We start from the raw sequence: 13,008 nt of genomic DNA on the forward strand, positions 1-13,008 counted from the left end.
TGTGGCCCGAGAGCGAGCCCGAGGCGGCGCGCAACGCCTTGCGCCAGCGCTTGTTTCAGCTGAAGAAGTTGCTCGGCGTCGATGTGGTGAGCGGCAGCACCACGCTGGCCCTGGCCGAAGGGGTAGGCCACGATTTGCAGGAATCCGATGGTGTTCTGGGCGAAGGCCGCCACGACTTCGGCGCTGAACTGTTGGCATGGCTGATGCAGCAGCGCGGGCGGCGCCGGGCGCGCACGCGCCAGTCGTTGGCCGAGCTGAGCGACATGGCCGTGCAGGCGCGTGACTATGCCGATGCCTTGTCGCATGCCAATGAGTTGCTCGCACTGGAGCCCTTGTCGGAAGAGGCGCACCGGCGTGTGATCCAGCTGCACTACCTGGCGGGCGACCGCGCGAGTGCCTTGCTGGCCTTTGACCGCTGTGAACAGGTGCTGAAAGACGAGGTCGGCGCGCGACCCGGGCCAGACACCTTGACGCTGCTGCGGCAGATCGAGTCCGGCACCTTGAGCGGCCCCGCGCCCGCCCACCGTGTGCCGGCCTCGGTGTTGCGCCCACCGCGCTTGATCGGGCGCGAGGCGGAGTGGGCGGCCTTGAACGAGGCCTGGGACGAAGCGCGCTTTGCGGTGGTGATGGGCGAAGCCGGCATGGGCAAGACCCGCCTCACGGGCGACTTTGCATTGGCGCGCGGGCGGGTCTTGATCGTCGGCGCGAGGCCTGGCGACGCCCGGGTGGTGTACGCGTCGATGTCGCGCTTGTTGCGCCAGTTGCCGCGCCACGCGGTGGACCGGCTCGATGCCTCGCTGCGCAAGGAGCTGGCGCGGCTGCTGCCCGAGTTGGGCGAGGCCGAAGCGATGAGCTCGCCCGAAGAGCGCACCCGCTTTTTCAACGCGATCGCGGCGACGCTGGCAAGCCCGGTCTTTGATCTCGACGGCTTTGTGTTCGACGACCTGCATTTCGCCGACGAGGCCAGTGTGGAGCTGCTGCAGTACGTGGCCGCGGGTTCGCCGAGGCGTTGGCTGGTGGCCGGTCGGGGTGCCGAGGTCGGCGAGGCCGGGCGCGCGCTGCTGGCCGAATTCAGCGCCCAGGCCGAAGCGGTGACCGTCGTGCTGCCGCCGCTCACGCTGGCCCAGGTGCATGAACTGCTGGCGTCGCTCGACGTGCCAGGGCTCGATGCGGCCGAGGCCGCACCCGTGTTGTTGCGCCACACCGGCGGCAACCCGCTCTACCTGCTTGAAACGGTGAAGGCCTGGTTCACCCAAGGCACGCCGGCGCAAGAGCGATCCGAGCGTGGTTGGCTGGCCGTGCGCCTGCCTGCAGCGGGCAACGTGGCCACGCTGATCGAGCGGCGCATCGGGCAGCTGTCACCGCAGGCGGTGCAGCTGGCGCGCTGCGCCGCCGTGGCTGCGGGCGACTTTTCCATCGAGCTGGCGTCGCACGTGTTGGGGGTGCGCACGCTGGCACTGGCCGACCCCTGTGCCGAGCTGGAAGCGGCGCAGGTGTTTCGTGACGGCGCGTTTTTGCACGACCTGATTTACGAGTCGGCGCTGGCCTCGGTGCCCAAGCCGGTGGCGCAACGCCTGCATGCCGAGATTGCGGGCTTCTTGCAATCGCGCGGCGGCGAGCCGGGTCGGCTGGCGCAGCACTGGGCTGCGGCTCGGCAATGGCCGCAAGCCGGCGCCGCCTATCTGGCGGCGGCACACCGATCGCGCGACGCGGCCCGCTTGTCTGAACAGACCTCCTTGTTGGCCGAGGCAGCGCAGTGTTTCGAGCGTGCTGGGCAGCTGCAAGATCGATTCGAGGCCTTGTTGCAGCGTGCACGCGTGCTCAGCGCGAATGACATGGGTGTGCAAGCCCAACAGGCGATCGCACAACTCGATGAGGTGGCCTGCAACGACGAGCAGCGTTTGCAGGTGCTCGATGCGCGCCTGGAGTTGTCGATCACGCGCTACGAAGGGGACGAGACCGTGGATCTCGCGCGCCGCGCCATGGCCAGCGCACAGGCGCTGGGCCGTCAAGACCTGGAGCTGCGCTTCGCGATCATCTTGTCGGGGGCCTTGTGTGATGCCCGCCTGCCCACCGAAGCCGTAGCCTTGCTGGAGCCGTATGCGCAGCGGGTGAGCGGGCAAGCCAACCTCGAACAGCAGTGGGAATACTGGGAAGCCACCGGCATAGCACTCGACTACGACAACCGCTTGCGCGACGCCCTGCCCGCGTGGGCGCGGGCGCGCGAGATCGCGCTGCAAGCGGCTCGCCCCGACATGGTGTGGAAGACGATGTCGAACACCGGCTCCACCCAGGCCAAGATGGGGCTGGTGCGGCAGGCTGCGCAAATGGGTTCGCAGGCACGCCAGCTCGCGCTCGATTCCGGCGAGGGCGTGTCGATGCGGGTGCTGCAGATGCAGAGCACCTTGGCACACCGGCTGCGCGACCTGGGGCGCTACGCTGAAGCCTTGCGCCTGCTGGAAGAAGCCGTGAAGGGCTACGAGGAGCTCGGCGGCTCGAACTCCGACAAGGCAGTGACCGAGCAGCGATTGACGGTCCTGTACCAACAGCTCGGGCAGCCCGCCCGGGCGGTGCCGCTGCTGGCCACCCAGCGCCCGGGGCTGCAGCGAGGCATGGCCATGATCCGCATGGCGCACAGCGCCGAGCTTGAGCAGCAGCTGGGGCGCGATGGCTTGCCGCTGATGCGCGAAGCGCTGCAGGTCATCCCCAACCCCGAAGACGTGTACCACCGCATCGCCAGCCTTTTCGCGACGCGCCTGGTGCCGCCCGACGAAGGTGAAGTCATGGCCGCCAGCCTGGCCGCGTGGGCGGGTGCACGTGAGCGCTTTGGCGTGGCGCTCGCCGGCCACGTGCGGGCGGCGGCTTGTGCACTCCGCCAAGGCGCCACGGCGCGTGCGTTGCCACATGCCGAAGCGGCGCTGCAGCTGTCCCGCAACTACCAGCCCGACACGTTTTATCTGCCCGAAGTCTGGCTGGTGGCCGCGCAAGCCCTGGCGGCGCTCGGCCGTGATGACGAGGCACGCCAGGCTGTGGACGACGGCCTGGCCTGGGTGCGCGCCGTGCATGACGCCCACGTGCCGCCCGAGTTTCGCGACAGCTTTCTGCACCGCAACGCGGTCAACCGTGACCTGTTGGCGCGGGCGGCGGTGCTGCGCCCATGACATCTGCTGCATTGTCCTTGCAGCTGAGACGATTCTGCGCCTGGCGCGCCGTGCTTGCGACGTGGCCGCCATGCTGCCTCTGCTGCGCCGGGCCGCGGTGATCACACTGCGGGCCTCGGCCTGGATGCAGGCGGTGGCCTCCACCTTGCCGGCGGGTTGGCGCCAAAACTACCTGCAGCGCGCGCCGGCCCTGACCACCTTGCAGCGGCCCCTGCTGCCCTTGCCGGGCGACTGAGCGCCTTTCTCCCATGTTCAGAGGATGCGCGCGCGTGGCTTCGCTTCGGGCCGCGTGCGAACATGCCTGCCCATGAACCCCGTCACCGTCGCCCTGGTCGAAGACGACGCCCGGGTGCGCGAGCGTTTCGAGCGGGCCATTGCCGCCGAACCGAGCCTGCGGTTTTTGTACGCCGCACCCACCGCCGCCGAACTGCTGGAGTGGTTCGCCGAAAACGCGGTCGATGTGCTGCTGGTCGACCTGGGGTTGCCCGATCTGCCGGGCTTGGAGGTGATACGCCGCGCACGCCGCCTGCAACCGGCCTGCGCCGTGATGGTCATCACGATGTTTGCCGACGAAGCCAACATGCTGCAGGCCTTCGAGGCCGGCGCGGGCGGCTACCTGCTCAAAGACGGCACCGAGGCCGACCTGGCCTCGCACGTGATCAGCCTGCACGCGGGCGGCTCGCCAATGTCGCCCATCATTGCGCGCCAGTTGCTGGTGCGCTGGCAGGCCCACAGCCCCGCGCCCGTGCCGCGGTCCGAAGGGGGGCCGGTGGCCTTGTCCAGGCGCGAATCTGAGGTGCTCAACCTGGTGGCGCGTGGCTTCATCTACCCCGAGATCGCGCAGCAGATGGGCTTGTCGGTGAGCACCATCCAGACCCATGTGCGCAACATCTACGGCAAGCTCGACGTGCACAACAAGACCGAAGCGGTGTTTGAAGCGCGCCAGCTCGGCCTCTTGCGCAGCTGACATGTGGTTGCGCAGGCTGGTGCTGCTGCTCGTGCTCTGTTGCACGGCCGGCCTGGCGCCGGCGCAAGAGGTGATCACCCTCGACCGCGCCCAGGCCTCGCTGCGGCCCGACGGGCTGCCGCCGCGTGGGGGCGAGGTCGACCTCAGCCGGCGCTGGGATATCGACTTCCCTGGCCGCGATGGCAGCGCCACCTACCGCCTGGCGCTGCCACCGCGCGCCTCTCCCGAACCTATGGCCCTGCTGTTCTCGCGTGTGGGCAACCAGGTGCTGGTGCAGGTGAATGGCGCCACCGTGCAGCGCCTGGGCACGCTCGGTGAGCCGCGCTTCAACGCCGCCAAGACGGCCTACCTGGTCACCGTGCCGGCCGCGCTGCTGCATGCCGACCGGCCCAACGAACTCACGATCGAAGTCACGATCCAGCGCCAGCGCTGGGGTGGTCTCTCGCTGATCCGTTACGGCCCACAAACAGCGGTGGAGCCGCTGTACGCCGAGCACCGTCGCTGGCGGCATTTTTCGTCGATCGTCTTTGCGGTGAGCCTCATCGTGATGGGCGGCCTGGTGGGCGGCCTGTGGTGGCGCCAGCGTGATTCGCTCTATGGCTGCTTCAGCATCGCCGCCTTTCTGGGCGTGGTGCGCAACCTCGACCAGGTGTGGCCCGACGTGCCCGTGCCCTGGCCGCTGTGGGGTGCGATCGCCGCCGTCTGCTATGCGTGCCACCTGGCGCTGATCTGCCGCTTTGCGCTGCTCGCGCTCGGTGCCGCGCCGGCCTGGGCCGGGCGGGCGATCTATGCAGCGATGGCTTTGTCGTCGTTGCTGGCGGTGGCTTCGTTCGCCTTTTCCGTGCCCTTGTTCTGGACGCTGGGCCTGGCCGTGCTGGTGCCGGTGGGCGTGGGTTCGCTCGCGATCATCGTGCGCGCCACGCTGCGCGGGCGCGGCCGCTTCGGCTGGGTGCTGGTGGTGGCGGCCGCCATTGCCGTGGGCGCGGGCATCTACGACCTCGGCTTCATTCGCGCGAGCCATTCCACCGGCCTGCGCTTCTCGACCATGCCGCATGCGATCTTCGTGTTCGTGCTCATCATGGCGGGGCTGGTGGCCGAGCGTTACAGCCGCTCGGTGGCCGACTACCGTGCGCTCAACGCCAACCTCGCGCAGCGTGTGGCCGAGCGCGAGCAGCAACTGCACCAGGCCTTCGGCGCCTTGCAGACCCAGCAGCAAGAGCAGGCCGTGCTCACCGAACGCCAGCGCATCATGCGAGAGATCCACGACGGCGTGGGCTCGCAGCTCGTGGGCCTGCTCAGCATGGTGAGCCAGCGTGGCACCGACCCGGCGGTGCTCGAAGAGCATGTGAAACAGGCGCTCGACGAGATGCGAATGGCCGTCGACTCGCTGCAGCCGGTGCATGGCGACCTGATCGCCGTGCTGGCCACGCTGCGTTATCGCTTGCAGCCGCGCTTGCAGGCGGCCGGTGTGCAGGTGCTGTGGGACGTGTCGCAGCTGCCGCCCTTGCCGCAGCTCTCGCCGCAGTCGGTGCTGCAGGTGCAGCGCATCTTGCTCGAGGCCTTCACCAACGTGCTCAAACATGCGCGTGCGACCGAGGTGGCGGTGCAAGCGCGCTGGGAGCCTGGTGAAGAAGGCGCCACCCCTGCGGTGGTGTTGTCACTCACCGACAACGGCGTCGGCCTGCCCAGAGAGCAGATCGTGGGTGGCCATGGAGTGGCCAACATGCAGTCGCGAGCCACCGCCATCGGCGCGGTGCTGCGGCTCGAAGCCGCCGCGGCTGGCGGCACCCGCGTCGCGCTGCACTGGCCCATCAAGGGGCCGCCGCCATAACGCCTGCATAACGCCTCCCCCGATAACTTGGGTGCTGTACCTGCCTTTCAGCCCCACTCCTCGGAGGAGACTTTCATGCAAAAACATCTCGAACCCCGTTCTGCCCAGGGCCGAACGGCCACCCGGCTGCTCAGCCTGGCCGCTGCGTTTGTGCTCGTCGCCTGCGGCGGTGGTGGTGGCGGCAGCCCGCCTCCGCCGCCTCCCCCACCGGCCGGCGGCACCCCACTCACCGGCACCTTGCGCGGGCCGATTGGCGCGCAGGTGGTGCTGCAAAACAATGGTGGGAACAACCTCACGAGCACCGTCACCCTGTCAACGGGCAACACCCAGCGCTACGAAGAAACGGCGTTCAGTTTCAGCGCCTTGCTCGCGGCCGGCACCGCCTACCAGGTGAGCTTGTTCAGCTCGCCGGCGAGCCAGACCTGCTCGGTCTACAAGGGCGCGACCGGCACCACGCCGGTGGCCGCCACCGGCCTGCGCGTGGGTTGTGAACACACCTACGACCGCGTCGGCCGCAGCAGCAACGACGCCGTGCGCGGCACCTACTTCGACAGCCAGTCGCCGGTGATCGGTGGCAGCAACGAGAGCATCGGCGCCACCGCGATCGCGTATGGCGAGGGCCGCTTCGTCGCCTTTGTGTCGAGCGCCGCCGGCATGGGCACGGGCAGCACCGGCGCACGCCGCCAGGTCTTCTGGCGCGACAACCTCACCGGCCAGACCGTGCTGGTGAGCGCCAATGCCGCCGGTGTCGAAGGCAACGGCGACAGCTGGGCACCCTCCATCTCGGCCGACGGCCTGGTGGTGGCATTCGAGTCCTACGCCAGCAACCTGGTGGCCGGCGACACCAACGGCGTGCGCGACGTGTTCGTGCGCTCGGCCATCGGCTCGGCGGGTGTCGTGCGCGTGAGCGTCGGCCCCGGCGGCGCCGAAGCCAACTCCGAAAGCTTCGAGCCCACGGTGTCGGGCGATGGCCGCGTGGTGGCGTTCTCCAGCGGCGCGAGCAACCTGACGGCCGGCGTGTCAGGCATCAGCACCATCAACGTGTACCGCCGCGACATGACCAGCAGCACCAACACGCTGATCACCGCCGATGGCGCGGGCACCGGTGTGGGCGGAGGCAAGCCGATGCTGTCGGAAGACGGGCAGCGCCTCGCGTTCTACTCGTTTGCGTCGAACATCACCGCGGGCGACACCAACGGCCTGTGGGACGTGTTCGTCTACGACCACGCTGCTGGCTCGCGCACGCGGGTCAGCCTCACCAGCGGCGGCGGCGAGCGCAACCAGGGCACCGAAAGTGCCAGCCGCGTGGTCGCCCCGGCGATCTCGGGCAACGGCCGCTATGTGGCCTATGCCACCACCGCGAGCAATGTGGTGCCGGGCGACACCAACGGCGTACAAGACGTGTTCATCGTCGACACCCAGACGGGTGAGGTGGCGCGCAGCAGCGTCAGCACGGCCGGCGTGCAAGGCAACGCCGACAGCCCGGTGGGCCAGGGTGAGCGTGTCTCGCTGTCTTACGACGCCACCTGGGTGGCCTTCTCCAGCGTGTCCAACAACCTGGGCGCGGGGGCGGGCACCACCAGCGTCAGCAACATGCTGATGCACAACCACGTGACCGGCGAGACCCGCACCGTCACCAACCAGAACACCGGCTCGGTGGGGCCAGGGTCGATGACCCGCAGCGCGGCCTATGTGGTGTTTGGTGCGGCCAGCTCGCTCGACCCACGCTTTGCAGGCAGTGGCTTGTTCTCGCGCTTCACCGGGGCGGATCGGTCGTGGTGGTGGGTGGACTGAGCGAATGAAAAAGGGCGGCCCGCAGGCCGCCCTTTTTGTTGGATCGTGCGCGAAGCCTTACAGACCGGCAGCAGCCTTCAGTACCGCAGCCTTGTCAGTCTTCTCCCAGCTGAACTCCGGCTCTTCACGCCCAAAGTGCCCGTAAGCCGCCGTCTTCTCGTAGATCGGGCGCAGCAGGTCGAGCATCTGGATGATGCCCTTGGGGCGCAGGTCGAAGTGCTCGTTCACCAGCGCGGCGATCTTCTCGTCGGAGATGACGCCGGTGCCTTCGGTGTAGACCGTCACGTTCATCGGCTTGGCCACACCGATCGCGTAAGCCACCTGAATCTGGCACTGGCGGGCAATGCCGGCGGCCACGATGTTCTTGGCCACGTAGCGCGCGGCGTAGGCGGCCGAGCGGTCGACCTTGCTCGGGTCTTTGCCGCTGAACGCGCCACCACCGTGCGGGCAGGCGCCGCCGTAGGTGTCGACGATGATCTTGCGGCCGGTCAGGCCGCAATCGCCTTGCGGGCCACCGATGACGAAGCGGCCGGTCGGGTTGACCAGGTAGCGGGTGTTCTTCAGCCACTCTTTCGGCAGCACCGGCTTGATCAGCTCTTCAATGATGGCTTCGGTGAACGAGGCCTTCATCTTGTGCTGGGTTTCGCTCTGGTCGGGCGCGTGCTGGGTGGAGAGCACCACGGTGTCGATGCTGTGCGGCTTGCCGTCGACATAACGCATGGTGACCTGGCTCTTGGCGTCGGGGCGCAGGAAAGGCATGCGGCCGTCTTTGCGCAGCTGGGCCTGGCGCTCGACCAGGCGGTGTGCGTAATAGATCGGCGCGGGCATCAGCTCGGGCGTTTCGTCGCAGGCGTAGCCGAACATCAGGCCCTGGTCGCCGGCGCCGGTGTTCAGGTGGTCGTCGCTGGCGTGGTCGACGCCCTGGGCGATGTCGTTGCTCTGCTTGTCGTAGCAGACCATCACCGCGCAGCCCTTGTAGTCGATGCCGTACTCGGTGTTGTCGTAGCCGATGCGCTTGATGGTGTCGCGTGCGACCTGGATGTAGTCGACGTGTGCGTTGGTGGTGATCTCACCCGCCAGTACCACGAGGCCGGTGTTGGTCAGCGTCTCGGCGGCCACGCGCGAGCGCGGGTCTTGCTTGAAGATGGCGTCGAGGATGGCGTCGGAGATCTGATCCGCCACCTTGTCGGGGTGACCTTCAGAGACGGACTCGGATGTGAAAAGGAAATCGTTCGACACTCTTAAACTCCAGTAGGTTGCACGTTGCGCGTTGCCGGCCTAAGGGGTCGAGCGGCGAACGCTTTAGCAGAATTTTTGAATCGCCCCGCAAGTAGTTCATAACTCGGCGATGACGGCATTATAAGAACCAGATGTTGACCCTATTTCATTGGTTTGCGGCGCTGCCCCTCGGCATATTGCACGCCATGGGCACGTTTTTGGGCTGGGCGGGTTACCTGCTCTCGCCCGGGTACCGCAAGCGCCTGGCCGCCAACGCCACCCAGGCCGGCTTGAGCCCGGCGCAATGGAAGCCCGCCATCGCCTCGGCGGGGCGCATGGTGACGGAGTTGCCCTTCCTCTGGATGCGCAAACCCAGCGACCCCATCCTGCCGCGCATGCGCTTCGAAAACGAGGCCGTGCTCGAGTCGGCACTGGCGCGCGGCAAGGGGGTGCTGCTGCTCACGCCGCACATGGGTTGCTTCGAGGTGGCGGCGCAGGCCATTGCCGAGCGGTTCGGTGTCACCAGCCCGATCACCGTGCTGTACCGCCCGGCGCGCAAGCCCTGGCTGCGCGAACTGGTCAAGACCTCACGCGAGCGCCCGGCGTTGTTGGCCGCCCCGGCCACGCTGGCGGGCGTGCGGCAGATGATCCGCGCGTTGCGCCGCGGCCAGATGGTGGGCCTGCTGCCCGACCAGGTGCCGCCCGACGGCATGGGCGTGTGGGCGCCCTTCTTCGGCCGCCCGGCCTACACCATGACGCTCGCCACCCGCCTGGTGGCGCAGACCGGCGCCGAGCTGCTGCTCACCTGGGCCGAGCGCTTGCCGCGCGGTGCAGGCTACGTACAACGCTTCTATGCGTTTCCCGAAGAACTGCCCGACGACGCGGCAGAATCGGCGCGCCGGATCAACCATGCGATGGAGCGCCTGATCCTGCAGTGCCCGCAGCAATACCTCTGGGGCTATCACCGCTACAAGTCGCCGCGCTCACCAGCGGCTGGCGACACCGAACAACAGGAGTGATGATTGGCCACGAGCTGGGGAGCCCGTTTGCTGCTAGGCGCGATGTGGCTGCTGCACAAGCTGCCGCTGCCGCTGCTGGCGGCCTTGGGCAATGGGGTGGGGCGCCTGCTTTACTGGGTGGCCGCGCCGCGCCGCCAGGTGGCCTTGCGCAACCTCGCGCTGTGCTTCCCCGACAAGCCAGAAGCCGAACGCCGCCGCCTGGCGCGCGAGCACTTTCGCTGGCTGGGCCGCAGCATCCTCGAGCGCAGCCTGTTGTGGTTTGCACCGGCCGAGCGGCTCACGCAGATCATTCAGGTGGAAGGCGACGTGCACCTGGCCGAGCGCAGCGAGCGCCCGGTGATGTGGCTGGTGCCGCACTTCATGGGGCTCGACGTGGCAGGTGTGGCGGTGTTGTTGTACCAGCGCCGGTTTGCCTGCTCGATGTACCAGCAGCAGAGCAACCCGGTGATGGACGCCATCATCCGCAAAGGCCGCCTGCGCTTCGGCAACGCCGAGATCTTCCCGCGCAGCGACAAGGCCTTGCCGCTGATCCGCGCCATTCGCAAGGGCCACGCATTTTTCAACCTGCCCGACATGGACTTCGGCGCACGTGACGCCGCCTTCGTGCCCTTCTTCGGCGTGCCGGCCGCCACCCTCATGGCGCCTTCGCGCATGGCGAAAGCGCTCGACATGGTGGTGCAGCCGGTGGTGGCCGAAATCCTGCCGGGCGGGCAGGGCTACCGGGTGCGCTTCGGCGAGCCGTTCGAGAATTTCCCCACCGACGATGCGGTGGCCGACACCACCGCAATGAACCGCTGGATCGAAGGCGAGATCCGGCGCAACCCGGCGCAGTACCTGTGGGTGCACAAGCGCTTCAAGACACGGCCTGCCGGCGAGCCGTCCTTGTATTGAGATGTGTGCGGCGGCGCTGTGCTGCGCTGCGATAATTCGCCGATGAAGCTGCCCTTCACCAAGATGCAGGGCGCCGGCAACGACTTCGTCGTGCTCGACGCCACGCGCGCGCCCATCGAACTGAGCGATGCGCAGATGCGCGCGCTCGGCGACCGGCGTTTCGGGGTCGGCGCCGACCAGATCCTGATGATCGAACCCAGCAGCACGCCGGGCGTCGACTTCGGTTACCGCATCTTCAACGGCGGCAGTGGTGATGAAGTCGAACACTGCGGCAACGGCGCGCGCTGCTTCGTGCGCTACGTGCGCGACAAGGGCTTGTCGCAGAAGCGCACGCTGCGTGTGAGCACGATGAACAACGTGCTCGAACTGCAGCTGCAGGACGATGGGCGTGTCACGGTCGACATGAACGCGCCGATCTTCGACCTGGCGCGTGTGCCCTTCGACGCAGCGGGCCTGACAGCGCGCCGGCTCGGCGACTTCTCGCTCTGGCCGCTCGATGTGGACGGGCAGACGGTCGAGGTGGCCGTGCTCTCGATGGGCAACCCGCACGCGGTGCACATCGTGGCCGATGTCGATACCGCGCTGGTCGCCACGCTCGGCCCGTGGGTCGAAACGCACGCCCGTTTCCCGCGCCATGTGAACGCCGGCTTCATGCAGATCGTCAACCGCGGCGAGATCCGCCTGCGCGTGCACGAACGCGGCGCCGGCGAGACATTGGCCTGCGGCACCGGCGCGTGCGCGGCGGTCGTGGCCGGTATCCGGCTCGGCCTGCTCGATTCGCGTGTCGACGTGCAAGCACGTGGTGGCAACCTGACGATCGAGTGGCACGGTGCCAAGAGCCACGTGCTGATGACCGGCCCGGCCACATCCGTCTTCGAAGGAGAAATTGAACTGTGAGCAAGCACCCATGAGCAGCGCATCCGGCATCCAGGGCATCACCGAAGCCGACATCGCCAACTACCTGGCGCAGACGCCCGGTTTCTTCGAGCGCCACGCCGAGCTGCTGGGCTCGGTGCAGCTCACCAGCCCGCACGGCCAGCGCGCCGTCTCGCTGCAGGAGCGGCAGATGGAAATGCTGCGCGACAAGATCAAGGGCCTGGAGCACAAGATCATCGAGATGATCCGCCACGGCCAAGACAACGTGACGATCGCCGACAAGCTGCACCGCTGGACGCGCGCGCTGATGGTCACCGCCAACCCGGCCGACCTGCCCGAGGTGCTGGTGCGCGAGCTGCTGCACAACTTCCTGATCCCGCAGGGCGGCGTTCGGGTCTGGGGCAGCGCCGATTCGTTCGCCACGATGCCGTTCGCGCAGGCGGTGAGCGACGACGTGAAGAGTTTTGCCGGCAGCCTGACCGTGCCCTACTGCGGCGTGAACGCCGGCTTCGAAGCGGCGCAGTGGCTCGAAGAGCCCAAGGCGGCGATGTCGATGGCGCTGATCCCGCTGCGCGAAACCGGTGTCACCGCGGCGTTCGGCATGCTGGTACTCGCCTCGCCCGACGCCACCCGCTACACGGCCGACATGGGCACCGAGTTCCTCGGGCGCATCGGCGAACTGGCGAGCGCAGCGCTTTCGCGGCTGCTGCCGCCGCGCGGCTGACCGCCATGCAAGAAGTGCCGGATCTCGACGACGACATCCGGCGCCATCTGCAGCACCTGCGCGTCGAGCGCCGCCTGGCCGAGCGCACGCTGGCGATGTATGGCGACGCGTTCAAGTGGCTGCAATCGTTCGCCGCCGCGATGCCGGTGGCCCTGCGTGATGTGCAGACCCACCACGTGCGGCGCTGGGCCGCACAACTGCACTCGCGCGGCCTCGCGCCGCGCAGCATCGCGATCGCCCTGTCGGCGTGGCGCGGCTTGTACCGCTGGCTCGGGCGCGATGCGCTGGTGGCCTTGAACCCGGTCGAAGGCGTGCGCGCGCCGAAGGGCGCGAAGCTGCTGCCGAAAGCGCTGTCGGTCGACCACGCGATGGCGCTGGCCGAAGCACCGACCGACGACGACGGTGGCAACGCGGTGCTGGCCGCGCGCGACCAGTGCATCGTCGAGCTGCTGTACGGCTGCGGCCTGCGCGTCGGCGAGCTGGTCGGGCTCGACCTGAAGCCCGGCACTGGCGGTTGGATCGACGCC

The 13,008-nt window shown here is 68.2% G+C and carries 11 protein-coding genes; 10 read left to right on the forward strand and 1 reads right to left on the reverse strand.

Annotated features, from left to right (window positions below):
• The 5 genes from RMO40_RS06945 to RMO40_RS06965 form a co-directional block, all read left to right on the forward strand.
• A partial coding sequence (locus tag RMO40_RS06945) for an AAA family ATPase (RefSeq protein ID WP_309718201.1) occupies positions 1-3,161 on the forward strand: 3,161 nt, incomplete at its 5' end.
• A gap of 70 nt (positions 3,162-3,231) precedes the next feature.
• Entirely contained in the window at positions 3,232-3,396 is a 165-nt protein-coding gene (locus RMO40_RS06950) for a hypothetical protein (RefSeq protein WP_309718204.1), read from the forward strand.
• A gap of 72 nt (positions 3,397-3,468) precedes the next feature.
• Positions 3,469-4,128: a response regulator gene (locus RMO40_RS06955; protein WP_309718206.1), complete on the forward strand. Its 660-nt coding sequence runs from the start codon at positions 3,469-3,471 to the stop codon at positions 4,126-4,128.
• Between the two features lies 1 nt (position 4,129).
• Entirely contained in the window at positions 4,130-5,959 is a 1,830-nt protein-coding gene (locus tag RMO40_RS06960) for an ATP-binding protein (RefSeq protein ID WP_309718209.1), read from the forward strand.
• A gap of 75 nt (positions 5,960-6,034) precedes the next feature.
• Positions 6,035-7,753, forward strand: coding sequence for a hypothetical protein (locus RMO40_RS06965; protein ID WP_309718212.1), 1,719 nt, complete (start codon positions 6,035-6,037; stop codon positions 7,751-7,753).
• A 57-nt stretch (positions 7,754-7,810) separates the two neighbouring features.
• Here RMO40_RS06965 and metK read toward each other — a convergent pair whose 3' ends face one another.
• Complete coding sequence (gene metK / locus RMO40_RS06970) at positions 7,811-8,992, reverse strand: methionine adenosyltransferase (RefSeq protein ID WP_309718215.1); 1,182 nt, start codon at positions 8,990-8,992, stop codon at positions 7,811-7,813.
• 131 nt (positions 8,993-9,123) lie between these two features.
• On the opposite strand from metK, the gene RMO40_RS06975 reads away from it, so the two are divergent.
• The 5 genes from RMO40_RS06975 to RMO40_RS06995 all read left to right on the forward strand — a co-directional run.
• Positions 9,124-9,990, forward strand: a complete 867-nt coding sequence (locus tag RMO40_RS06975; RefSeq protein WP_309718217.1) for a lysophospholipid acyltransferase family protein — start codon at positions 9,124-9,126, stop codon at positions 9,988-9,990.
• Positions 9,991-9,993: 3 nt separating this feature from the next.
• Complete coding sequence (locus tag RMO40_RS06980) at positions 9,994-10,881, forward strand: LpxL/LpxP family acyltransferase (protein WP_309718219.1); 888 nt, start codon at positions 9,994-9,996, stop codon at positions 10,879-10,881.
• Between the two features lie 42 nt (positions 10,882-10,923).
• Entirely contained in the window at positions 10,924-11,778 is an 855-nt protein-coding gene (dapF, locus tag RMO40_RS06985) for a diaminopimelate epimerase (protein ID WP_309718221.1), read from the forward strand.
• Positions 11,779-11,788: 10 nt separating this feature from the next.
• On the forward strand, positions 11,789-12,481 hold the full coding sequence (locus tag RMO40_RS06990) for a DUF484 family protein (RefSeq protein ID WP_309718222.1): 693 nt from the start codon (positions 11,789-11,791) through the stop codon (positions 12,479-12,481).
• A 5-nt stretch (positions 12,482-12,486) separates the two neighbouring features.
• Positions 12,487-13,008 (forward strand): site-specific integrase (locus RMO40_RS06995; protein WP_309718224.1); only part of this gene is annotated, 522 nt, incomplete at its 3' end.

Source organism: Rhizobacter sp., assembly GCF_031412075.1.
Taxonomy (GTDB): Bacteria; Pseudomonadota; Gammaproteobacteria; order Burkholderiales; family Burkholderiaceae_C; genus Rhizobacter.